Origin of the sequence: Candidatus Hakubella thermalkaliphila (assembly GCF_013281975.1) — a bacterium.
GTDB lineage: Bacteria > Actinomycetota > Humimicrobiia > Hakubellales > Hakubellaceae > Hakubella > Hakubella thermalkaliphila.
Genome location: NZ_BLRZ01000004.1, coordinates 1 through 22,470 on the forward strand (window position 1 = coordinate 1; position 22,470 = coordinate 22,470).

Annotated in this window: 23 protein-coding genes, 1 pseudogene and 1 riboswitch; of the genes and pseudogenes, 6 read left to right on the forward strand and 18 right to left on the reverse strand. The window is 50.1% G+C overall.

The genetic code is table 11. The features are described from left to right. The first annotated feature begins 13 nt into the window (after positions 1-13). Together HW443_RS13740 and HW443_RS00770 are read left to right on the forward strand one after the other, a co-directional pair. The gene (locus HW443_RS13740; protein ID WP_407079817.1) at positions 14-139 is read left to right on the forward strand and encodes a hypothetical protein; all 126 of its coding nucleotides are present in this window, start codon (positions 14-16) and stop codon (positions 137-139) included. A 32-nt stretch (positions 140-171) separates the two neighbouring features. Beyond that, entirely contained in the window at positions 172-576 is a 405-nt protein-coding gene (locus tag HW443_RS00770) for a transposase (protein ID WP_176237824.1), read from the forward strand. Between the two features lie 573 nt (positions 577-1,149). Here HW443_RS00770 and rpoD read toward each other — a convergent pair. Together rpoD and dnaG are read right to left on the reverse strand one after the other, a co-directional pair. Further along, positions 1,150-2,247, reverse strand: a complete 1,098-nt coding sequence (gene rpoD, locus HW443_RS00775) for an RNA polymerase sigma factor RpoD (protein WP_258190436.1) — start codon at positions 2,245-2,247, stop codon at positions 1,150-1,152. Continuing rightward, a complete protein-coding gene (gene dnaG / locus HW443_RS00780) occupies positions 2,248-4,101 on the reverse strand; it encodes a DNA primase (RefSeq protein ID WP_176237825.1) in 1,854 nt (617 codons plus the stop codon). Positions 4,102-4,461: 360 nt separating this feature from the next. On the opposite strand from dnaG, the gene HW443_RS00785 reads away from it, so the two are divergent. Further along, complete coding sequence (locus tag HW443_RS00785; protein ID WP_176229226.1) at positions 4,462-4,800, forward strand: Mth938-like domain-containing protein; 339 nt, start codon at positions 4,462-4,464, stop codon at positions 4,798-4,800. 25 nt (positions 4,801-4,825) lie between these two features. Here HW443_RS00785 and HW443_RS00790 read toward each other — a convergent pair whose 3' ends face one another. The 9 genes and pseudogenes from HW443_RS00790 to HW443_RS00825 all read right to left on the reverse strand — a co-directional run bounded on the left by HW443_RS00790 (position 4,826) and on the right by HW443_RS00825 (position 15,279). Next, positions 4,826-7,651 carry a molybdopterin-dependent oxidoreductase gene (locus HW443_RS00790; RefSeq protein ID WP_176231022.1) on the reverse strand — a complete coding sequence of 942 codons (2,826 nt, stop codon included), beginning with the start codon at positions 7,649-7,651 and terminating at the stop codon, positions 4,826-4,828. A 234-nt stretch (positions 7,652-7,885) separates the two neighbouring features. After that, positions 7,886-8,701 (reverse strand): dihydropteroate synthase, encoded by an 816-nt coding sequence (locus HW443_RS00795; RefSeq protein WP_176231021.1) that lies wholly within the window; start codon positions 8,699-8,701, stop codon positions 7,886-7,888. Positions 8,702-8,751: 50 nt separating this feature from the next. After that, positions 8,752-8,952, reverse strand: coding sequence for a hypothetical protein (locus HW443_RS00800; RefSeq protein WP_176237448.1), 201 nt, complete (start codon positions 8,950-8,952; stop codon positions 8,752-8,754). Positions 8,953-9,168: 216 nt separating this feature from the next. After that, positions 9,169-9,987: a GntR family transcriptional regulator gene (locus HW443_RS00805; protein ID WP_176231020.1), complete on the reverse strand. Its 819-nt coding sequence runs from the start codon at positions 9,985-9,987 to the stop codon at positions 9,169-9,171. A gap of 271 nt (positions 9,988-10,258) precedes the next feature. Next, positions 10,259-11,449, reverse strand: coding sequence for an aldehyde ferredoxin oxidoreductase C-terminal domain-containing protein (locus HW443_RS00810; protein WP_176231019.1), 1,191 nt, complete (start codon positions 11,447-11,449; stop codon positions 10,259-10,261). Positions 11,450-11,472: 23 nt separating this feature from the next. Next, positions 11,473-11,898 (reverse strand): annotated as a pseudogene (locus HW443_RS13210) (iron-containing alcohol dehydrogenase); the annotation flags it as partial. A gap of 139 nt (positions 11,899-12,037) precedes the next feature. Beyond that, positions 12,038-13,510 carry a trimethylamine methyltransferase family protein gene (locus tag HW443_RS00815; protein ID WP_176231018.1) on the reverse strand — a complete coding sequence of 491 codons (1,473 nt, stop codon included), beginning with the start codon at positions 13,508-13,510 and terminating at the stop codon, positions 12,038-12,040. Between the two features lie 653 nt (positions 13,511-14,163). Further along, entirely contained in the window at positions 14,164-14,388 is a 225-nt protein-coding gene (locus HW443_RS00820; RefSeq protein WP_176231017.1) for a helix-turn-helix domain-containing protein, read from the reverse strand. 69 nt (positions 14,389-14,457) lie between these two features. Further along, the gene (locus HW443_RS00825) at positions 14,458-15,279 is read right to left on the reverse strand and encodes a hypothetical protein (protein ID WP_176237826.1); all 822 of its coding nucleotides are present in this window, start codon (positions 15,277-15,279) and stop codon (positions 14,458-14,460) included. A 366-nt stretch (positions 15,280-15,645) separates the two neighbouring features. On the opposite strand from HW443_RS00825, the gene HW443_RS00830 reads away from it, so the two are divergent. Beyond that, complete coding sequence (locus HW443_RS00830; RefSeq protein WP_176231015.1) at positions 15,646-16,041, forward strand: nucleotidyltransferase family protein; 396 nt, start codon at positions 15,646-15,648, stop codon at positions 16,039-16,041. A 47-nt stretch (positions 16,042-16,088) separates the two neighbouring features. Then, complete coding sequence (locus tag HW443_RS00835; RefSeq protein WP_246273188.1) at positions 16,089-17,363, forward strand: amino acid permease; 1,275 nt, start codon at positions 16,089-16,091, stop codon at positions 17,361-17,363. 215 nt (positions 17,364-17,578) lie between these two features. On the opposite strand, the gene HW443_RS00840 is transcribed toward HW443_RS00835, so the two are convergent. The 7 genes from HW443_RS00840 to HW443_RS00870 all read right to left on the reverse strand — a co-directional run bounded on the left by HW443_RS00840 (position 17,579) and on the right by HW443_RS00870 (position 21,556). Continuing rightward, the gene (locus HW443_RS00840) at positions 17,579-18,061 is read right to left on the reverse strand and encodes a DUF3368 domain-containing protein (RefSeq protein ID WP_176237827.1); all 483 of its coding nucleotides are present in this window, start codon (positions 18,059-18,061) and stop codon (positions 17,579-17,581) included. A gap of 2 nt (positions 18,062-18,063) precedes the next feature. Beyond that, on the reverse strand, positions 18,064-18,357 hold the full coding sequence (locus tag HW443_RS00845) for a UPF0175 family protein (protein WP_176236106.1): 294 nt from the start codon (positions 18,355-18,357) through the stop codon (positions 18,064-18,066). Between the two features lie 102 nt (positions 18,358-18,459). Beyond that, the gene (locus HW443_RS00850) at positions 18,460-18,702 is read right to left on the reverse strand and encodes a hypothetical protein (protein ID WP_176231011.1); all 243 of its coding nucleotides are present in this window, start codon (positions 18,700-18,702) and stop codon (positions 18,460-18,462) included. Further along, positions 18,686-19,672, reverse strand: coding sequence for a glycosyltransferase (locus tag HW443_RS00855; RefSeq protein WP_176231010.1), 987 nt, complete (start codon positions 19,670-19,672; stop codon positions 18,686-18,688). The genes HW443_RS00850 and HW443_RS00855 overlap by 17 nt, the downstream gene beginning before the upstream one ends. Positions 19,673-19,832: 160 nt before the next feature. Then, on the reverse strand, positions 19,833-20,069 hold the full coding sequence (locus HW443_RS00860) for an HD-GYP domain-containing protein (protein WP_407079641.1): 237 nt from the start codon (positions 20,067-20,069) through the stop codon (positions 19,833-19,835). A gap of 102 nt (positions 20,070-20,171) precedes the next feature. Continuing rightward, positions 20,172-21,020 carry a GGDEF domain-containing protein gene (locus tag HW443_RS00865; RefSeq protein WP_176231008.1) on the reverse strand — a complete coding sequence of 283 codons (849 nt, stop codon included), beginning with the start codon at positions 21,018-21,020 and terminating at the stop codon, positions 20,172-20,174. Between the two features lie 326 nt (positions 21,021-21,346). Next, complete coding sequence (locus HW443_RS00870; protein ID WP_176226364.1) at positions 21,347-21,556, reverse strand: helix-turn-helix transcriptional regulator; 210 nt, start codon at positions 21,554-21,556, stop codon at positions 21,347-21,349. 116 nt (positions 21,557-21,672) lie between these two features. On the opposite strand from HW443_RS00870, the gene HW443_RS00875 reads away from it, so the two are divergent. Next, entirely contained in the window at positions 21,673-22,017 is a 345-nt protein-coding gene (locus HW443_RS00875) for a helix-turn-helix domain-containing protein (protein ID WP_176231007.1), read from the forward strand. 154 nt (positions 22,018-22,171) lie between these two features. Further along, positions 22,172-22,279: riboswitch (TPP riboswitch) on the forward strand. Positions 22,280-22,470 lie beyond the last annotated feature (191 nt).

Sequence of the window (22,470 nt, forward strand, 5' to 3'; positions counted from 1 at the left end):
CGACCGATTTCATATCCTGAGCCACATGGCCGAAGCGGTAGATACAGTTCGTAAGGAAGAGCACCAACTCTTGAAGAGAAAAGGGGATGAGACCCTCAAGGGAACCAAGTATCTTTGGCTTTACTTAGAAAATACTTGATATTTTCATGGTTCATGGGTGATGAGACCATAATGAAAAATTATGGGCAAGAAAATATCCCCCTGAGGCGTAAGGAAGAATTTGAGCGTCTCAAGAGCCTGGATCTCCAGGTAGGACGGGCCTGGGCCATCAAGGAGAGCCTTAGGCGTCTTTGGGAGTGCCCGAGTCGAGAGCAGGCTACCCAATATTGGAGAAGATGGTTTTGGTGGGCTACTCACAGTCGTCTGGAGCCCGTGAAAAAGGTTGCTTACCTGATTAAACGACATCTTCATAATGTCTTGACCTATTTTACCCACCCAATTACCAACGCTGTCAGTGAAGGTTTGAACAGTAAAATCCAAACAATCAAAAAGATGGCCTATGGATTCCGTAACCCTGAACATTTCAAAACAGCCATCCTTTTCCACTGTGGTGGCTTAGATATATACCCATGCTAAAACCGGAAGAACCAGATTTTCTAATCAACATTCAGTTTGGATGAGTGTTGGTCTTGGCTCCCCGGGCAGGACTCGAACCTGCAACACCTCGGTTACAGTAGCCCCCAAAATTTCTTTTGGGACTGGACTATCTCATCATCCGCTATGGGATGTCGGGCGCTCACAGGGCTTTATTGGCAGGGGGATCCTCAGCCCTTAGTCTCTGCACGTTCCTGCCTACTTATTACCCCTTTCAGCAGGCTTCGCTCAGGGTTACCATGCCCTTCAACTTCGCTTAGGGTTTTAGGCTTCCCTGAATTCACCCGATTTTCCATCCTGATTTTCATCAGGACGCTGCGATTTGGTGTGAACTTCCCGGTGACAATTTCAACCGTTTAGTTCACACCTCCTTTCACAGCCGAGTGCTCTACCGATTGAGCTACCGGGGAGTGTTTATTGACTCTCAGATTATACTACAAGTTCCAGCCCCGCAAAATGCCCCCAAATTACGGAATTGCTTGCCACATAGAGAGAAGGTTTAAGATCCACCTTTGGTTACTTGGGGACCCTTTAGGAGATTAATTCCTAACCCCCCTACTCCAAAAAATCCTTCAGCCTCTGGCTCCGGGAGGGGTGACGCAGCTTGCTTAAGGTCTTGGACTCGATCTGGCGAATTCTCTCTCGGGTTACTCCAAACTTCCGGCCTACTTCTTCCAGAGTCCGAGGATGGCCGTTCAGAAGTCCAAAACGCAGTTGTATTACTTTCCTTTCTCGCGTGTTCAGAGTATCCAGAACACTCTGCAACTGCTCCTGGAGAAGAGTGAAGGAAGCAGCATCTACGGGCACCACAGCTTCCTCATCCTCGATGAAATCACCCAGATGGCTGTCTTCTTCCTCTCCAATGGGCGTCTCCAGGGAGACCGGTTCCTGGGATATTTTCATAATTTCCCGCACCTTATCCGCGGTGAAGCCCATCTCATCGGCTATTTCTTCAGGGGTAGGTTCCCGGCCCAGATCCTGAAGAAGTTGTCTCTGGATGCGGATCAGCTTGTTAATGGTTTCCACCATGTGCACCGGTATCCTGATAGTTCTGGCCTGGTCGGCAATGGCTCTGGTGATGGCCTGTCGGATCCACCAGGTGGCATAGGTGCTGAATTTATAGCCTTTTCGATAGTCAAATTTCTCCACGGCCCGGATCAGCCCTAGATTTCCTTCCTGGATGAGATCTAGAAAAAGCATCCCCCTGCCGATGTATTTTTTGGCGATACTGACTACCAGACGCAGGTTGGACTCAATAAGGCGCTTCTTGGCCTCCTCCTGGCCTTGCTCGATCCTCTTGGCCAGATCAACTTCCTCCGCTGCGGTGAGCAAAGGAACCTTACCGATCTCCTTCAGGTACATCCTGACCGGATCGTTGGTAGAAGCTTTGGAGGCAACTTCCAGCCTTTTCTTTGGTATCTTCTTTTCTAATTTCTCATCAAACTCGGGAGTAGCCTCCTCAATTTCCCCGTCAATGACCTCGATGTTCCGGCTGGCCAGAAGAGTATATATGCTCTCTATTTCTTCAGGAGTTAGCTCGACCTCTTGAAGACTATCCATTATCTCTTCCGTGGTCAGAACTCCATGTTCTTTTCCCTTATTTATGAGGTCTCGGACCTCTTTTATGGAAGCTACCGAGAAATTATCTGACACTTACTGTCCCTCCATCAAATGATCCTGGTTTATACGTTCTTCCTGTAGGGCTCTTCTCTGCCCTTCCAGTCTCAATATTTCCTCAAAAAGCCTATCAGCCTCTTCCTGATCTCCTTGCTGGCTTAATTTTTCCATTTTTCGAGGTAATATACTTATTTGACGTTTAAGGTCTAATTCCTTGAGCATATAGAAAACTTCTTGACAAGTTTTTTCGTTTTCATACTCCCTCTCTTCGAAAAGGAGGCTGCTGAATAGCCTTCTGAGCTCTTCCCTTTCGATGGCACTCAGAAGCTGAGAGACATCTGCTTCCTTCGACCCTTTAAGACCATCTTTCAAGAGTCTGAAGATATCTTTATTGGGCCCACTCTGAAAAACATCTTCCTCCAGGTTCAGGAGGATCTTCCTTGCCTCCCCCACATCGTGAATTATCAACCGGAGAGCTTCCCTTTCCAGCCGATCATAGGGGGAAAACTGTTTTTTCTGCTCCACCCTCCCCTGGCTAATCCGGCCTCTGGCTCTTCTGTTTCTTTCGATGAGCTCTCTCATTAACCTCTCTTCTTCCACAGATAGCTTTTCCGCCACCACCTTGATATACTCCTCCTGGACTATTCTTGAGGAAAGGGTGGAGAGAAATTCCAGGATTCTGTCTATGGCTGCCAGCTTCCCCTGGGCCGAGGTTAGATCGAATCGTGATATTATAGAATCAATGGTGAAGTCTATCAAGGGCCTGGCCTGTTCCAGGAGTTTAGAAAACTCTTCCTTCCCATGGCTTAACATATAGTCAGCCGGATCCATACCGGAAGGCAATACTACGGCTGATAGATTAATATTATGCTGGTTAAAGAGAGCAATGTTTCCGTTGTATTCTTTAAGCAAATCAATTCCCCTCTCCGTGGCTTTCTCCCCGGCTGTATCTGAGTCAAAGACTAAAACTATGTTATTGGTGAAGCGAGCTATCAGCCGGATTTGATCTATGGTCAGAGCTGTACCCAGGCTGGCTACTACGTGGTAAATACCACACTGGTGAAAAGCCATGACATCGGTATAGCCTTCCACAATCAGGGCCTGATCCTGCTTTACCATATCTCCCTTGGCCTTGGACAGTCCGTAGACCACCTTTCCCTTTTGATAGACAGGCGTCTCCGGTGAGTTCACATATTTAGGCAGGGAGTCATCGATCACCCTTCCTCCGAAGGCCACCACCCTGTCCATGACATCGGTGATGGGAAAGATAATCCGGTGCCGAAATTGATCATAGAATCCCCGCGAGCTTTTTTCGCTACGGATGGCCAGCCCGGAGGCAAGGAGATCAGAAAGGCTAATCCCTTTGTCCAGGGCATATTCAGCAAACCCGGCCCACTTTTCCGTGCAGCTTCCTATCTCAAAAAAGTCAATGGTCTCCTCTGTATAACCTCTTTTCAATAAGTACTGCAGACATTCTTGCCCAAAGGCCGTTTCCTTGAGACTCTTTCTGTAAAAATCTTTAGCTAACTGATTAATCCGATAAATTTTCTCTTTGTTTGCTGCTCCTCTTCCTTCTCCTGCTCTCACCTGCTGGTATTTAGGTTTATAACCCACCCGATCGGCCAGGCGCTGGATAGCCTCGGGAAATTCCAGACTTTCTATCTTCATAACAAAGCTGAAGACGTCACCTCCCTCCCCACACCCGAAACAATGATAGAGCTGCTTACCAGAATCCACTACAAAGGAGGGAGTTTTTTCTTTATGAAAGGGACAGAGACCGCTATAGTTCTTGCCGGTCTTCTTCAACCTGGTGTATTCTGATACCAGAGCCACCAGGTCGTTTCTCTCCCTTATCTCCTCTAACTCACCATCTGCAAGCCTGGGGGTCACCTATGTCTCCCTATGCTACAGGTAAATCTTAGTCATGCACTCTCTTGAAATGACCAGGCCAATGAAGTTCTTCTTAAATTGAATAAGAGATGATAACTATCCCCGCCAGGCGGGCAATGGAAGCGAATTGTAAGCCAACGAAGAACCTGAGCCAAAAGGCTTTTTTTCAGAAAGTATGCTTTCAGATAACGGGAGTTGTCCAGATCAGAAACTGCCAGAAGCATTCAGTGAAAGCACATCCTGAGCGCTAACGGAGTAGAAAGAATTAGCGAGTCGCAAATAGTTTCTGTGTATCATAAAATGTTTATTATAAAATATTATACAAGAGACAGTGGTAAAAACAAGGTAGAGGAGGTAGCCATGATCGATACCTACGATTTTGGAAACATCGTCATCAACGGCCAAAAGTATACTTCGGACGTCATTGTCTATCCGGATCAGGTGCGTTCTAACTGGTGGAGGCGGGAAGGGCACAGGCTTGACCCGGAGGACATCCGCGAACTGGTAAGCTGGAGGCCAGAAGTATTGATAGTGGGAACGGGAAGCATGGGCTGCATGAAGATCTCCCCGGAAACGGAGGAACTCCTCAAGTCCCAGGAAATTGAACTAATCGCCGAGCCCACCCCTCGGGCCTGTCAGATCTTTAACCAGATTTCGGCTACCAGGAGGGCCGTAGCTGCCCTTCATCTGACCTGCTAGGTCTCCCTTCCTGGCTCACAACGGTTTAAGAGGAAGATGGTTTCTTGAATCTACCCTTCTCTTCCAAAGCCTGCAAGATTTTTTCCCTGGTAGCGGGAAGTTCTGTGATCCTGATTCCCAGGGCATCGTGGATGGCATTTATTATGGCCGGAGCTGTGGGGGACATGGATACTTCTCCCATCCCTTTGGCGCCGTAAGGTCCCTGGGGATGGCTGTCCTCTACAATGATGGCCTCAATCTCCGGAGTCTCCCGAATGGTGGGGATATGGCACTTGGAAAGGGTATCGGTGATGATCCTGCCCTCCTCCAGTCTGAATTCCTCTCTGAGAGCATAGCCCAGGCCCATCACCACCCCTCCTTCCATTTGCCCTTTTACGTTCCGGGGATGGATAGCCTTTCCGACATCGTGAGCAGCAATTACTTTGAGGATTTTAACTTCTCCGGTCTCCTCATCTACTTCCACAATAGCAGCCTGGGTCCCAAAGCAGTAGGAGAAGTGGATGCGATAAGTCTCGGGGCTTACACTGGGATCCCAGTCTGCCCTTTCCGGCAAGGGATAGGTCCTGGGGGCAAGATAGTAATGGTCAGCCCTGAGGATCTGACCTTTCTTTCTGGCCAGAGCAGCCAACTCCGCCAGACCTATGAGATTTCTGCCGTCCCCTTTATCCACAATTCTGTCCCCTCTAATACTAATTCTCTGGGGATCGATATTGAACTCCTGGGAAGCAAAGGAGAGGATAGTCTCCTTGAGTTTCTGGCTGGCCGCCAGAACGGCGTTTCCAGAGACAAAGGTCTGACGAGAAGCGGTAGTAACTCCTGAGTCCAGAATCTCGGAAGAGGTATCGCCACCAAAAACTTCAATCTTATTGTAGTTGATCCCCAGAGTCTGAGCTGCTATCTGGGCCATGGCTGAATAGGTACCCTGTCCCATCTCTGCCGTGCCCACAGAGAGCTTGATCGTGCCGTCCTCTTTTAGCTCTACTATGGCTCCAGCAGCATCCTTAATGACGCCTCCCAGACCTACATTCTTGTAGGCGCAGGCCACCCCCACACCTATTTTAGATCCCCTTTTTCGACGTTCCTGCATCTCCTGCTCCGTCCTGGCCACAGCTTTCTTGACCGCAGCCAGGCTCTCCTTAATGCCCACGCTGGATTCCAGGATGTGACCAGTGATAGTGGTATCTCCTTCCTCCAGGGCATTGATTTCTCGGATCTCAAGGGGATCAAGACCCAATTGCTCCGCTACCCGGTCCATTTGGGATTCAGCGGCGAAGGCTGGTTGGGGAGTGCCAAAACCGCGCATGGCTCCGCAGGGGACGTTGTTGGTGTATACAGCATAGGCATCTACTTTAACGTTAGGAATCCGGTAGGGTCCGCAGGAAAAACAGGCGGAGCGAAACAGAACCTCAGCTCCCAGAGAAGCATAAGCTCCGGTATCTCCCAGAATCTCCACCTCCACGGCCACAATTCTCCCCTCTCTGGCAGCCCCGGTGCGGTAGTGCAGATATTGGGCATGTCTTTTGGGATGGACTCTGATGGACTCCTTGCGACTGAAGACTACCTTGACTGGCCTTTTGGTGTGGTAAGCAGCCAGAGCCGAGAGGACTTGAACCACAGGTTCTTCCTTGCCTCCAAAAGCTCCTCCCGTAGGAAGATGGATCGCCCGTACTTTTTCTTTGGGAAGGTTGAGGATGGCTGAGATCTGATCGCGGTCGGTAAAGACGCCCTGGCTGGCCGAATACACAGTGAGACATCCGTCTTTCTCCGGTACAGCCAGGCTGGCTTCTGGCTCCAGATAGGCGTGTTCGATGAAGGGTGTGTAATAACGGCCTTCTATAATCACATCTGCCTCAGCGAAACCTTTATCAATATCGCCCCTCCTGATTTTATGATGCTTCAAAATATTGCCTTCCTCATGAATTTTAGGTGCGTCGGGCAAAAGAGCTTCCTGGGGGGTGAATACTCCCCTCAGCTCCCGGTAGTCCACCCTGATCTTTCTAAGAGCTTCTTCGGCTATATCCTGAGTCTCGGCCACTACCAGAGCCACGGCATCTCCTACATATCTTACTTTATCTCTGGCCAGTACTGGTTGGTGGGGAAAGATGAGACCAAACCCGTTATGGCCGGGGACGTCCTTGGCTGTGAGAACAGCAATCACCCCAGGTGTGGCTTCTGCCTCCCTGGTATCAATGCCCAGAATCTCAGCATGAGGGTACTCGCTACGCAGGGCTTTAGCGTAGACCGTCCCCTCCACGAAAAGATCATCCGCGTACTTTGTATCTCCTTTGGCCTTAAGGACGGCATCCTTTCGGGCCACTGCTTGCCCCACCACCTGGTAAGAACGCTCCAGGAGAGAAGGAGGGGATACGCTTTTTATTCCCTGCCTCATCATCTCGGATGCCTCCTGTACAGCCCTAATGATGCTTACATAGCCGGTGCAGCGACATAAGTTACGAGCCAGAGCAGACTTAATTTCCTCCACCGAAGGGGAGGGGTTTTCGTCTAAAAGAGCCTTGGCGGACATGATCATGCCAGGAGTACAGAATCCACACTGGATGGCTCCCTGACGGATGAAAGCTGCCTGAAGAGGATGAAGTTCTCCCGGGGGCGCCAGTCCCTCGATGGTCTCTACTCTCTTACCATCTGCCTGAGACATCTTGATAAGACAGGAGCGTTTAGCCTCTCCATCAAATATGACCATGCAGGCTCCACAGTGGCCTTGAGCGCATCCATTCTTGGTCCCGGTCAACCTCAGGCGTTCCCTTAGGAAAGTGAGAAGCAGCATCTGGGGAGGAACTTGTGCTATCACTTCTTTACCATTCACCACTAGTCGAACCGATATGTTTTCCATAACCTCTTTTTCCCTCTCTAGGCTGTTGGTTGATATCCGAATACTCCGCTACCTTTTATCTACACGTGTCTGAGCTATTGGCTGGGCTTACTGGTGGAAGATGCAGTATCCCTCCTTGTTCGTATCCCCCGAACTCAGAGCTAGAAGTGTCCCTCCGGACAGACCGTTTATCCAGTAGACCATGAGTTGATATAAAAAGGTCACCATGATGGCTATCCCTTTGGGCACCCCACCCTAAGCTAACTTACCCTCCCGGTGAGCTCGCACATATTTCTGGCAGAACTCATCCCGGTCCAGAAGAGCTTCGCAGGCGATTACTGTAGCCATGAGCTCCTTGTCCAGGGGATCAAGAACCACAGCATCCAGGCCGAAGGCCAGAAGCATGGGCAGAAAGGAGCGATGAATAAGTCTGCGATTAGGAAGCCCGTAGCTAACGGCTGTGGTGGAGATGATGGTCTTGACGTCAGGAAAAGCTGCCTTCATCAATTTCAGGCTTTCCAGGACCACCAGACCCTGGCCGGTATCGACACCTATGGGCATGCCCAGGGCATCAAGATAAAGTCTATGTCTAGGAATTCCATATCTGTCCACTTCGGCCACCAGTTTTTGGGCTATCTCAAGTCTTCCTTTAGCTGTCTCAGGTATGCGGCCCTCTTGGTCGATGGTCAAAGCTACCACTTTGCAACTGTATTCTCTTACCAGAGGTAGCACTTCCTCTACTCTTTCTTTGTCCAGAGTAATTGAATTGGCAATAGCCTCTTCTTTCTTTCGGCAAGCCTGCAGGCCGGTAGCCAGGACCCCGGGGTTGAGACTGTCCACAGCTATGGGCACATCCACTACCTCCTGGATTGCCTCAATAGCCCAAACCACGTACTCAGGTTCCTTATGCCAGAAAGTGCCCGTATGCACGTCAATCACATTAGCTCCGGCGCTTACCTGGTCAAGAGCTTCCTTTTGCAGGAAGACTCTGTCTCTTTCCTCCAGAGCTTCGGCCACCGAAGGCCGGGTACTGTTAATTCTTTCTCCAAAAATTTCCAGTTTTGGAACCATTTTGCCTCCTGCTATTTGAGAGCTAGCCACTGTCTGAATCACAGAAGAATCTACTTGGCCCTGGCCACCAGCCCCGAGGGCACTTGCACCGCGCGCTGCATCTTGTCCGCGCCGACCAGGAGGCTGCCGAACAGGAAGGAGGCCAGGATGGCGCCCAACGGGTGCAGCTTGCCGAACAGCGCCGCAACGATGCCGGAGAAACCGTAACCGCTGGTAATACCCTCCAGCAGTCGGCGATGCACGCCGATCACTTATACCCTTGCCTCCGTGAGCCCTTGCTCCATAACCAGGGTCCCACCCTTGATAATCATTGCCACCGTTTCTCACCCCATTCCTTTAGCCAGGCACTGAGATCCGATTGGAAAACCCGCCCACCCAGGGATCCGACTCCTATTTCCAGAGCCAGGGCTACCTCGCCTCCAGGGCTCAGGCCCTTGGGAGCGAGAGGTGTCTCTCACCCCCCTCCGCTACCTCATGGTCAAAGCCATGACCGCCTTTTGCACGTGCAGCCGGTTCTCTGCCTCATCGAAAACCACTGACTGCGGACCATCGATCACCTCAAAGCCACGGTCAGCCGGCAGACAGTGCAGGTAAATGGCTCCCTCATCAGCCAGGGCCAATCGCTCCTTATCACAGATCCAGTCCTTGTTAGCCTCAAAAATCTCTTTGGCCTTGTCCGGGTTGTCCTGGCCTACAGGCGGTTTGAACAAAGGTACCGCGGTCCAGGACTTGGGATAGACTACCTGAGCTCCCTTCAGAGCCTCCTCAAACTCGTTGACAATCTGGAAAGATCCTCCGTAGCTCTGGGCGTTCTTTTGACAAGCTCCCAGCACCTCCTCATCCATGTAGGCCATGGGCTCCCCATCAACAACCTTGGTTCGCCTGACCACCACAACACTGTCTTCCTCATCAATCTCCAGCTTGGCAGCAATATCCGCACTGGCATGTTCTCGCTCGATCACCAAATCTTGGGTCAGACATTCAAATCCCCTTTTCCTGGCCAGGCTATCAATATTCTCCAGCAACTCCAGGCCACTTTCTATCAGAGACACAGGAGAAGAGACAAAGGTGCCGATGCCGTGCTTACGGATGATAATTCCCCTCTCCTCCAGGCTTCGGAGAGCCTCTCGCAGAGTAGCCCGAGACACACCCAATTTCTGGGCTAACTCCGGCTCGGAAGGAAGTTGATCATCGGGTTTATAGACCTGGTTGTCCAGGAGTTCAATCAGAGCCTCCTGAACCCGGATGTATAAAGGGCGATAGTCCCTTTCTAAGTCAGGAATCATTTCCGATTTGGAATTGGTTGTCGGATGTCTGACATTGACTATAAGCTTTTTATATTACAGTTTAGCGGTCGCCCTCTTAAGTTTCTAGCCCAGTAAGGGGCTCTTATGGTGATTAGGGGACCGCTACCGAACAGTTAACGTGTGCCACCAGCAAAGGGCACCGATAGATGAATGGTCATATAATCTTGGTAATCTGGGAGGGCTACTCATAAAAACACTTGCACAGCTTTTTCATAGATGAAATTTCAGTTTGATGCGGAAAATACAACCTCTAGGTCTTTAGGGGAACCTGCAGCCTCTCCAGGCCTAACTCCTCCAGTTTCCTTTGGCTGGGCCTGCCTTGGCCATCCCATCCTCTCACTTTATAGTATTCGTCTAACATCACTTCCATATCTTCTTCGGTGATGCGGTGGCCCGCGGCCGGACCATCTGGAAGGGACTCTTTTACAAAACGGGGTGGTAGATGGTGATCCTTGCGGCTAAATCCCTCTCGCACATTGAAAAGGCGGACCATGTTCCAGACTCGCTCTCCCAGCCGCATGAGGTCATCCAGGGAATACTCCCGGCCAATGGCGCTGGAGAGCATCTCCAGATAAGTCTTTTTGGTGATGTCGTACTGGGCGAAATCGCATTTGACCAGGGTGTCCAGAGCAGCCAGGTAGTTTTGCAAGTCGGTCACCAGCTCAGCTTTTCCCCTTGTCTCCAGACGCTTTATCTCCCGATCTTCCCAAAGTTCTCCTCCTACCTGGTAGAGGATGGGAAAAGCCCTTTGATGGCAGCCCCCTCTATCGGCAGTCATCAGAGCCAGACCCATGCCCGGAGCACCGCTCGGCCCCCAGGCCGGGGACTCCAGACCTTTGATATGGACAGCATATTCCTCTGTACCAGGAATCTGCTCAGAAGCTCTTTTTACCCCTTCTCCTAACAGTCTGGCCAGGGGATTCTCCCGGCTGGCGATCATCTTGACCAGCTCTATTACGGAACTCCGGTCCCCGAACTTGAGATCCAGGCCTCCCAGATCCGAGGTGGTTATAGCTCCCTTCTCCAGAGCCTCCGTGGCAAATCCGATGACTCCCCCGGTGGACATGCTGTCCATGCCTAACTCATCGCACAGCCGGACCGCATAGGCCACACCTTCCAAATCTCCCAGACCCAGGTTGGAGCCCATAAGAGCCACCGACTCATACTCCACAATATCGGTTGTCACATGAGCATATTTGGTTTTTCTGATCACTCCCACTTTGCTGCAGCGGATAGGACATCCAGCACAGGCCAGGTCCCGCAGCCAGAGGCGTTTTCTCTGGGAATCAGCATCTAACCTGTCCGCCTTCTCAAAGGAGCCCTGCCGGTAGTTAAAGGCGGGAAGAAGTCCCTCTTCATTGGCAAAGGGGACAGAGGAAGGGGTGCCATTGTCCCGATAGTCCTGAGTATAGCTGTTTTTTTGTCGGTTATGACCGCCCACAGGGTAACCTCGCTGCCAGTTCCGGAGGTGGTGGGGATGGCAATCAGAGGTGGAATTCTTTTGGTAATCTCTTTCTTCCCGTATTCATACTCCAGGATGGAGCCATCGTGAACTACTTCTACCCCGATGGCCTTGGCCGTGTCCATGGAGCTTCCCCCACCTACAGCTATTAACATGTCGCACTCATTATCCTGATAGATTTTGGTGCCCTCTGCTACTAGCTCTACGGGTGGATTGCCCACCACCCTATCGAAGAGTCCGAATGTGATCTTTTCTTTCTCCAGACTACCCACTATCCTGTCTAGCAAACCGGCCTTGACTACCCCCTGGTCCGTAACCAGGAGGGGCTTCCTGCCTTCCAAACGACGCGCTTCATCGGCCAGATTTTCCACTGCGCCAGGTGCATGTTTTATAGCTGTAGGAGTTTCGAACACTTGCAACTTTACCATCGGCCTCCCCCTTCTAAAAAGTGAGGATTTTAGCCCGTTTAGTTAATCGGGCCTGGCTACCTTCATAAATTTTATCAATAGCCATATACTACCCTTATCTAAAGGCAGTTGCTTAAGCTCATCCCACCCCGAACTTCCGTTAGACCTTCTGAGCCTCTATTTCTGCGGCCCGCTCATCCGCTCTCCTCAGAATCTCATCGATGCCCTCCAGCACATCCTGAGGCAAAGGAACGGGCTGGTAGCTCTCCAGAACCTCCCTGGTTTTTTTGTTGACCCGCTGAGCCAGGGTAAGAGAGCCGCCAGCCACCCAGTCGAGATACATCCTGCGGTCCAGGAGCCGAGGATACCAGGCCTCCTTCCTGAAGTGCCTCAGGGTATGATCCTCGCCCAGGAAATTGCCCCCTGGGCCCACCTTATTAATCACATCCAGAGCCAGGGTCTCCTCATCCACCCGGATGCCTTGTACTATTCTTCTGACCATCCCGATGATCTCATCGGAGAGGACTAAAAGCTCCTGGCTTCCGGTCATGGCGCTCTCCATGAAACCCACATCATGGATCAGGTTGGCTCCCGAGAGGCCAGCCAGGAGCAGGTTAAGGGCCGCTTCCAGGGCTGCCTGCTCATCTAAGAGCCTGGAGTCCGTACACCCTCCGGTGGACCACATAGGCAGCTTCAGATAACGAGCCACCTCAGCCAGGGCGGCTGAGGCCAGAGCCAGCTCCGGGGCCCCGTAGGAAAGAATAGTAGTGGCCATATCCATGATAGAGACTACCCCTCCCATGATGATAGGAGCCCCCGGGCGCACCACCTGGCTCATGACCACCCCACTTAAACACTCGGCCAGGGTATCTACCAACATTCCAGCCATGGTGGCCGGAGCGGTACCGCCGGCTATGGGACAGGGGGTGTAGACGATGGGTATTTTTTTCTCTGCCGCAAAGAGAAGTTTCTCCACTGCATCCTTGCCGTGGCAGAGGGGAGTATTGGGCTCGGCGTAGAAGATCATGAAGGGATTCCTCAGGAACTCTTCCTCACTTCCAGCAATAGCCACACACATCTCATAGATATCCTTCATGCTCTCCACGTAAAAGGCCCAGGCCACAATGGGCTTGATGCTATTGGTCACCATGGCTTCAAACTCATGGAGATCAGCCAGGGCCTGAGGGACATCAGAGATGGAGCCTAAAGACATAACAAAGTCTATGTTGGGAAGAGCGTCACAAAGCCTGGCCGTGTTGCGGGCATCGTTTTTAAGGAATTTACGTCTTTCTTTGGTATAGGGATCCAGGATATTAGGACAGGTGGGGCCAGGACCGTAGTAGACTTTACCGTCTTCCAGCATCATCACCCCCTCGCCCCTCCGGTTGGCAATGCCAATGCGGGAAGGGGCAGTGGCAAGAGCTTGCTGAACCAGAGAGGTGGGGATGCGTACCCGGTTGCCTTCGGTTACATCACATCCGGCCTCCTTAAGAAGCTTTACCGCCCGCTCCTGGTAGATCTTGACCCCGGTTCTTTCCAGAACCTCTAAAGCCCCCAGATAGATTTCCTCGATCTGATCCTCAGAGAGAACCTTAAAGAAAACAGTTTGGTTAACCTGATAGTTTATTCTCATCTTCTACCCCTCGCTTCGTCTAAGACAGTAGAGACCCCTCTCCTTTCCCCCTATCATCAGGGAATTATACCTCTACAATATGTTGCGTTTTAAAAAGAAAGCTGCTTCTCCTCAGCCTAAAGTTAAGGTAGCCCCTGTTGCTTAAGCAGTCAAGATCAAGTACTAACCTATTTTGGCCCTATCTATAGTGCATGATGCACCAAAGCCAGCCTCTGGATGAGGGTTAGCTTCCCCACTGCTTGCCTCTTTGCTACCGCGGTGCTCCACAGTTGTAGATTGTATTTAATCAAATAGACAAGGTTTACGGAGACAGGTAGGGTTAGAACAGGAGAAAGTTGAACAAGTCCCTACCCAGTGAACTTTGACCTGGTAGTCCCCCGAGATAAAACGGAGACAAGGGTGAAACGAATTATTGGCGGCTCACCAGATCATCCATGGAGAGTCAACAAATACTAGAGCACCAAATGTCTGACTTTCAGCCCCAATTGCAGCCTGAACCTGACTTCCTTATGAGGCTGTCTAAAAACTCCAATTTCAAAAACTCATCTCCCACTTCGCCCCTAAAAAGGAGCTAATTTCGCATAAAACTTCCCACATTGACCTCAAAATCAGATCTCATGTAGGAGTAATTCCCCACCTTGGGCAAAATGCCCTTAGTTTTTGGACACCCTCTTATCATTCAGATCTACCCCCAGCAGCTCCTCAATCTTCTTGATCTGGCGAGAAAGGGTGTTTCGATGCACAAACAGCTTCGCGGCTGCCTCCTTTTTGTTCCCATAACTCCCCAGGAAAACTTCCAGAGTGTGGGCTAGAGAAGTCCTGTGGCGAAGGTCGTACTCTACCAGCTTGGCTACTGTCTCTCTGTAATAAGCCTTCACCTCATCCTCAGGTTTCGGAGAGAGAAAGAGCTGGTAAAAAGAAAGGTTTTCATAGAGATGGATCTTCTTTTAGGGAAATATTTTCTTACCTAAAAGGAGAGATTGCTTGGCCTTAGTAAAACTGAGAGTCAAATTCCGGAAACCCTTAGTTACAGGACTTACCCCGATGGAAAGACTAAGACCTTGGTGTTTCTTGCTCACCCGGTTCAGAAGCTCCTCCAGAATCTCCTCATGGAAACTACTGTCCACCGGCTGAAAAACTACTATGAGACTATCGCCGGCTTCAGTCATAAAAGCCCGTACTCCTCGATCAGCAACTACGGCAGCGATCAAGTCTCTGATGTCCCGTCGGATCTTTTGAATGGAGCCTTCGTTAGCCTTCTGATGGCGGATATACTCTTCCAGCCGGTCTATGTCCACCACTGCTACCATACTGGACAGATCTGGATCCAATCCGAGGTAGGCCGCTCGACGGGAGATCATATCCTCTGATTCGATCTGTCCAAAAAAGAGATCGTCTAGAAAATTGCCCTCTACTCTCCGCCGGGCCTCCAAAATAGCTATATTCTTGCTCATTTCCAGAGCTATTATGGTAGCCGCCTGCTCCAGAGTCACAAAATCCTGCTCCTGAAGTTCCCGTTCCACCTCCAGCACAAAAACATAGCCAAGATGCTCTGTCCCGGCCATGACTGGCACCACCACTCGGGACATGGTCTCCAACTCTGTCACCGGACCCAGGCGAGAGGGTTTCTTGTCGGAAGTTAACTGGAGGATCTCCTTTCTTATGGTAGGATGATCCAGAAATCTTTCCGGCTTTCTCTCCCACCAGCCACCGGGTGGGTTCGGGTACGTCACTGACATGGACCCAGCGGACTTTTCAGTCCAGCCCATCCTTACCTGCCAGAAGTTTAGCTGGTTTCATGACCTCGAGAGAAAGAACATCTCTCACGGTGACAGACAACTTACAACCTCTCTGATAAAACTATCTTATGTTCTAAACAGCTGTTCATGAGAAGCGCCTGTGGTAAAAGTGCCCAGGCTCGTCCTGGCCGAGAAACCCACAAGTACCGCTCTTTTGCTAAAATAAACTATAATCGAAAAACAAGTCTTGGTGCAAGGAGACTCGACAAGAGAAACCTGGAGACTCCCGTCTGCTAGCCTGTCCACTCTGTAATTCCTCGGCAATCTTTGCTATGATCATCTACATCGGATGGGACGGATATCTCTAACAAAAGGGAAGAGGAAGGGTCAAAAGAAATGAATCCATATGCCGATGTAGTAGAAGAGACCAAGAGAATCATAGAACAGGCATCCCAGAGAGGTATGACCATCAGGCTCTTAGGAGGGTTAGCGGTTAAGTTTCATTGCCCCAGTGCTGAGCATCGTGCTCTGGAAAGACATTACCCTGACATTGATTTTATGATCACCAGGGTTTACTCCAAGGAAATACCCAAACTGATGGCTTATTTAGGATATGAGCCCAATGAAAAATTCAACATTCTCAACGGGGAGTTTCGTATGCTCTTCTATGATCAAACCAACAACAGACAGATCGATATATTTATGCAAGACTTCCATATGTGCCATACAATTCCCATTAGCAGAAGGTTAAAAGTCGGGGAAATCACTGTCCCCTGGCCGAACTGCTTCTGACCAAACTTCAAATAGTCCAGCTCAACGAGAAAGATCTTTTGGATATCATGGCTCTTCTTCTGGATCATCCCCTGGGAGAAGGAGATGCAGAGACTATCAACTCGAAAGTCATTACTGACCTTACCAGCCAGGCTTGGGGCCTCTACAAGACGGTATGCCTTAGCCTGCAGAAAACCATTGATTTTGTCGACACCCGAGACATGAAGGGAGAAGAAAAGAAGATCATCCGGTCAAGAGCTCAGGAGCTGCAGAGAGCTATTGAACAAGCCCCCAAATCCGTTAAATGGAAACTCCGAGCTGCCATCGGTGAGAAGATCCAATGGTATGACCTGCCGGAAGAGGTGGCCAGAGGTGCCACTTCAACCAACGCCTACCAGGAGATCATAGACGCAGCGGCCAAAGACGGCTACACCCCTCTTCCCTGGGGAAGTATGCCTATCGCCGCCAGTCTGGCCCTGATTCCTATGGTGGTTTTCTTTAATCTGTGGCCTAACTGGGGCACTACCCTTTATGGTGAGGTCCGCGGAGCCAGCGACTACAAGCGAAATGTCTTGGGTATGGGAGGAGCCCTGCTAGTTACCACCATCCTGGCCATCATATTCCTGGCCCTCATTGCCAAGACTATCGGGTGGGAGTTCTACCACGCAGCTAACTTTACCTTCTGGGCCGGGACCTCGCCACTGCCCCTCTTCCCTTATCCAGGGCTGCTGGTAGCTTTCATAACTCAAAATCCGGTCCTGCAGTTATGGATTTTACTCTCCCTCAGCCTCTGGTTCTGGGGCTGGTCAGGGACAGTCTTTCTCTCCTCCTCCCGAGTCATATTCGCGGCTGCCTTCGACCGGGTACTGCCGGAGTGGATGGCCACCGTCTCTGCCCGCTTCAGGACTCCTACCGGTGCCCTGATCGTAATGACCATCCCCTCTATCATAGTCAGCCTGCTCTATTCCTACTACCCTGGATTCATCACCTTAACCTTGGCCTCCGCAGCGGTGATCGCCATCACCTATGTAGGAACTACCGTAGCTGCCATAGTGCTGCCCTATCGAAAGCGAGAGTTGTTTAACGCCTCACCAGTATCTCGCTACACCATAGGAGGAATTCCCGCCATAACCATAAGTGGAGTGATCTTTCTCCTGTTCCTCCTCTACAACATCTATATGTGGTCCGTAGATGCCGTTTACGGGCTGAACAGTCCTTTATCAGCCATATACATGCTTTCTCTGTATATTCTGGCTATAGTCCTTTACTTTGGATTCAAGAGATACAGGAGGAGACAGGGCATCGATATCAATATGGCGTATCAGGAGATTCCGGTGGAGTGAGGTATTCATATAAGAGAGCTCGATTCCGGGAAGATCTAAAAATTCCTGGAGAGGGGTAGAATCAGGAAACAAGAATTAAACATAAACACTAAGGTGCCCGGAGTTTGTCCGGGCACTGTCTTCTAAAATTGAGACCTTCTTTTTGCTGCTACAGGATATTAGATCCTTGTCGAATTGGGTATCCCGGTGTCGGACCTCTCGGATGAGGAGAGGAGCTAGCCTACCTCTCCTGCCTTTTTTAGTCCTTCTAGGACTATCTTTTCACTTATCCTGAAGTTCTTTCTCCTTAATTCTTCAATATACGGTCCCACCTGCTCAATAAGTCCCAGATTCTTGGCTAGAATCAATAAACCCACCAATCCCATCACTTCAAAACTTGCAATTGCGGCAGCCTTCCTGGCCTTTTCCTCATCCAGCAATATCAGATCTGCTTTCATCTCCTTGCCCAGTACCAGTACCTCAGCCTCTCCTTGATCGAGACTCGCCATCAGCAATCTTACTTCGGTCTGTCCTGTCACTGACTTTCTCTCGATCCACTCAGCTTTCTCTATTTCCCAAGAACCAGGTTTCTTGCTCCTCTCTGGGACTAACTCCTTAAACACTTCCTCTGGAATGTATACCTTAGAGAAAATTCCCGGCAGTAAATCTAGTTTGCCTATCTTGGCCAGCCCAATCAGAACCGTGGCGTTACTGACCACAATCACTTCTTCAACCTTTCTGCCACTCTATCTACACTCTCCAGCTCTCTTTTAATTTCATCCTCATTGTAGTCTACTACCGAAACCCCCCCTGCACTGAGATATTCTATAAAATCCCACTTGGATAGACCTGAGAGTTCGGCGGCTTTGCCCAGGGAAAGAATCTTCTCCTTGAAGCACTTGAGGGCTAGCAGCTTGCGTGATTCACTGGCTATCTTCTCCTTAGTTAACCCAAGGGCAGAAAGAGACAGGTACAGTTCCTCAGGTATATCTATTATCGCCTCGACCTTACCCACTAACTCCACCTCCTCCAAATTCATCCTTTTTGTAGTCTACTATTTCCCAATGAGCTATCTGCTCTGAATTTCTATGATGACTCTATAGGAGAATACCACACGTCAGGCAAACAATCGCACCACCCGTCCCTGAGGTGCGACCAGAACTTTAGCCTCAGAACCAATCTTTTGGAAAGCCATGGCCAGGGCTTCTTCTACTGATCGGGCCGGTCTCAGCCCAATCCTGTTTACGAAACTGGCGGAAAGAGATGAGACCAAATATATGTCTACCTTCTTCAACAGGCTGGCGATGGCAGCAGCTTTATGGCCTCCTATCTCAGATCTTCTTCTAGACCTGCAAGTCAATCTCACTAAGAAGTTGGTTAAGAATCTCCACCAGATGGGAAAAGTTGCTCTCTCTCAGTCTGGACAACCGCTCATATTGGCAGGCCTTAAGCAGAATAGCCCTCCCTACTTCTCGATACATCTCCAGATTGCCTTTCCAGACGTCCCTTTTTTCTCCCAAAAAGACTTCTTGAATGCGGGGAGGCGGCTTCATGTTCACCAGGTCAATGTTCATAGCCGCCTCCACCCCGTAATCGGGAAGAAGATCCAGCCCGGCCAGAACCCATCTCCGAAAAGCTCTCTGCCCGGTAAGGGGTTGTCGAGAGATCCTCTCTTCTACCTCCGGGAAAAGAAGTTTGATGAGAGGGCGATAGATAGTCTCGGTAGCTCCCTGAAACCAGGGAGAGATACCCACCCCTAACACCACGTCAGCCCTACCCTGCAGTATGGGCTCTGCTACCATCTCGATCCATCTCGCTTCAAAATTTAATAGATCGGCATCACTGAAGAGAACGACATCTCCCCGGGAGTGGAGAAAGCCCTCCCGCATGGCGTTTCCCTTCCCAGGTGGCACCTCCAGGAAGTGATCCGGGCCAGCTTTAAGAATCTCCTCCCGGGTAGAATCCTCGGAACAGCCATCGGTCACGATGACCTCCACCTCTACATCTTCAGTTTCCTGGAAAGCGCTTCTGGCAATAGCAATATTCCGGGCTACGGTTTTCTCTTCATTGCGGGCAGGGATAATAACAGATACTATCTGCTTTCCATTCGGTCCTGTATCATAAGATCTTCCAAGAAAGACGTCCGCCCACAAGCCAGGTGCTTTTGCCTCCCGCTCCCGGCCCGAGGTCCTGGATTTTCGCCCTCTAGGTGCTTTCGTCTCTTGCTCCAGGCCAACTGTCCTGGATTTTCGTATCTGGAGCCTCATGGCCAGAGGGTCATTGATAGATCGGGAGCATTCTCGGGCCTTCTCATCAAATAGTTGTGGCATTTTGGGCTTACCTCTTTCTGGGACCGGAAAAGAACTACCAAGACTTTAGTATGATCTGCTGATCTAAGTTTCTAAGTTTCGCTCTTGCGCCAAAGGAAGCAACTAAATCAAGATTATATGGCAAAAGGCAGTTTTCAACAATCTCTCGGTAGAAATAGGATTAATGAAAATGAGATGCTTCTGAGGAAAATTGGGGAGAGAACAATCCATTATAGGGAAGTTTGGCCGGCCGATGGGGACGGCTGGATGTTAAGGCATCGAAGGAGTCAGCTACCGCAAGGATCCTGGCTCCCAGAGGTATATTCTCGCCCTCCAGCCCGTCCGGATAGCCCTGGCCATTATATCGCTCGTGATGGTGATGTATGACACGGATAATCTTCTCCAGTAGTTGGGGCAATTCCAGGGAGCGTTTCCTTCTCTGCAGCACGAGATCATGAGATCATGAGATCAGAACCAGAAGAAGCCATCAAGAAGCGGGCGAACGGAATTCTTCCTTGGGCTAAGGACCAGCAATTTCGATCCGGCCTCCCCCTGCCCCCTTGGCCCGGTACATGGCCCGATCCACCATCTCTATCACCGCTTCCGCCGGGTCATCCGGCCCAAACTCAATCAGGCCAATGCTGGTGGTCAGACCATCCAGTTCTATTTTTCCAAAGGAATCGCCCATGCGCCGCGGCGCACCACGTCGCATGAAAATTGGGTTATTTTCAAGGGAGTCTCTGATTCTCTGAGCCACGGTAGTCGCCTGCTGCCGAGTGGTCTCTGGTAAGATGACGGCGAACTCATCTCCCCCATATCTGAATCCCGCATCTACACCGCTGCGGATGGAACCCAAAACTATCTTGCCCACCTCTTCCAGAGCCCGGTCTCCCGCCAAATGCCCGTACATATCATTGTAAGATTTGAAATTATCCAGATCCAGCAATAAAAGAGAGAGCGGATAGCGGCGGCGCCTGGCTCTTTCCATCTCCTGTTTTAGTCTGCTGGAGAAATGCCTCTGATTATACAGCCCGGTCAGCGAGTCGGTAATAACCAATTCTTCCAACACCGCGTGCAATCGCTTGAGTTCCCAATTCTCCTGGACCGACTTTAGCCAGAAATAGACCAGTAAACCACTCAGAACTGGAAAACCCAGATACAAGATCATTTCCGTAAATCGCGGTACATGAGTCATTCCTATTCGGATATTGTCTGGCAGATTCCAAAAAGCAATGGCCCCGGCCGCTACCATGGTTAACACAGCCGCCAGGGCCGGACGTTCTACCACATAGCTCCATCTTCTACGAGTAGTGGAGCTTCCGATCCTCTGCCCTTCAGGTAGAGTTTCGTCACTGCCCCTCTCGTCCATAAGGTACCTCCGAAAAGTTAGTTAAGATAATCAAAAGTTCGCCGGCGCAACAACGTCAAAACAGTATTCTTAGAGTTCACCCAAAAAATCTGGCAAACTCCAAAGTATTTGGAGTTGATAATTCTTGGTAAAAGTGAACCTTTTTGTTATGATACTATCGCCAAACTGCTCTGTCATCACCACTTCACGACCATTGTGTTACCTGGGAAAGGCCTCCGGCCCCCATTGCTATCTCGGCCGATCCTTGGTAGCTTCTTAATTAAGCCCTGGCATATTATGGCCCGTGTCACCCTCCTCCTTCTCCTCCTCCGATGTTTGTTGCATGATTATGCACTATCATCGACAAAAAATATATTTCCCACCTCCTCATTTAACACCTTTGCTATTTTCGACATGGTCCTAAAACTGGGAATGGTGCGACCATGGGCATATCTATTGACACTGGATCTGTCAGTACCGATGGCCCTGGCCAGATCAGACTGGGTAAGACCCTTTTCTTTGAGAATTTCCTTAAGGCGATTGCGAACCCTGGTCACTTTTTCCTCCTCTCATTTACCACCGCAATACTACCTTAACACATGTTGCATGAACATGCAACAGTTTTTGGGATAAATCTTACAAATTTAGCGCAAATGTTGATAGAATAGACAACATGAAAATAGAATATACGGAAAAACCTTTTGCCGAGGCTTTTGCAGACCTCTTTCATAATTCCAAATACCGCAGTCTCAGAGAGTTTGGCCGAAAGAACAGCATAGATCATACCTATCTGAGCCGCCTAAAAAATGGTCAGGCCAAAAATCCTTCCGACGAGGTCATGAAGACCATAGCCAAAGGCTTCGGGATTGATCCCTGGTACTTCAGAGAGTATAGACGAGGAAAGCTGGCCAAAATAATCAGAGAAGGAGGTCTGGACAAACAGGATATCGGCAAGATGTCTCCCCGAGATATCCAGATAGTCCAGGAGCTTCTGGAGTACTACCAGAAACAGAAATAATGTAGTAGGATAGCAGGGTATTGACACTCTCCACGACTAAAATCAGGAGATTCTCAGATGCCTGAGCAACACCAAAATTCATCAGAAACTATAATGAACCAGCACAATTAGTTGACCAACCAGTGACTTAGATATATAATTCGCTAAGAAAACTGAGTTACGATGCGGGAGCTGCTACTTGAGCGGCTGAGAGGGGCGTAAGGCCCGACCGCCTGAACCTGATCTGGGTAATGCCAGCGGAGGGAACAGGCCCGGAAGGGGTCAAGGTTATTTTACCTTGACTTAAGCCGTCTCGGTAGCTGAGGCGGCTGTTTTATTTTGGGGTCTATGAGAGGCAACAAGCGCGCAAGGGCTTATCCCTACAACGTCATTTACCTGAATACCTACAATATGTTGTGGCTCAATTAAAGAAATTGCCCTACATATTGAACCAAGATTCTTAAGTATCGCTAT

Coding starts and splice junctions, on each gene's coding strand:
- HW443_RS00805 (WP_176231020.1), bottom strand. CDS start 9,987: ATGATTCCTGACTTAGAAAGGGACTATCGCCCTTTATACATCCGGGTT.
- HW443_RS00815 (WP_176231018.1), bottom strand. CDS start 13,510: ATGAGAATAAACTATCAGGTTAACCAAACTGTTTTCTTTAAGGTTCTC.
- HW443_RS00795 (WP_176231021.1), bottom strand. CDS start 8,701: ATGGTTCCAAAACTGGAAATTTTTGGAGAAAGAATTAACAGTACCCGG.
- HW443_RS00865 (WP_176231008.1), bottom strand. CDS start 21,020: ATGGACGAGAGGGGCAGTGACGAAACTCTACCTGAAGGGCAGAGGATC.
- HW443_RS00825 (WP_176237826.1), bottom strand. CDS start 15,279: ATGGGCTGGACTGAAAAGTCCGCTGGGTCCATGTCAGTGACGTACCCG.
- HW443_RS00875 (WP_176231007.1), top strand. CDS start 21,673: ATGAAAATAGAATATACGGAAAAACCTTTTGCCGAGGCTTTTGCAGAC.
- HW443_RS00785 (WP_176229226.1), top strand. CDS start 4,462: ATGATCGATACCTACGATTTTGGAAACATCGTCATCAACGGCCAAAAG.
- HW443_RS00830 (WP_176231015.1), top strand. CDS start 15,646: ATGAATCCATATGCCGATGTAGTAGAAGAGACCAAGAGAATCATAGAA.
- HW443_RS00835 (WP_246273188.1), top strand. CDS start 16,089: ATGGCTCTTCTTCTGGATCATCCCCTGGGAGAAGGAGATGCAGAGACT.
- HW443_RS00770 (WP_176237824.1), top strand. CDS start 172: ATGAAAAATTATGGGCAAGAAAATATCCCCCTGAGGCGTAAGGAAGAA.
- HW443_RS00790 (WP_176231022.1), bottom strand. CDS start 7,651: ATGGAAAACATATCGGTTCGACTAGTGGTGAATGGTAAAGAAGTGATA.
- HW443_RS00855 (WP_176231010.1), bottom strand. CDS start 19,672: ATGCCACAACTATTTGATGAGAAGGCCCGAGAATGCTCCCGATCTATC.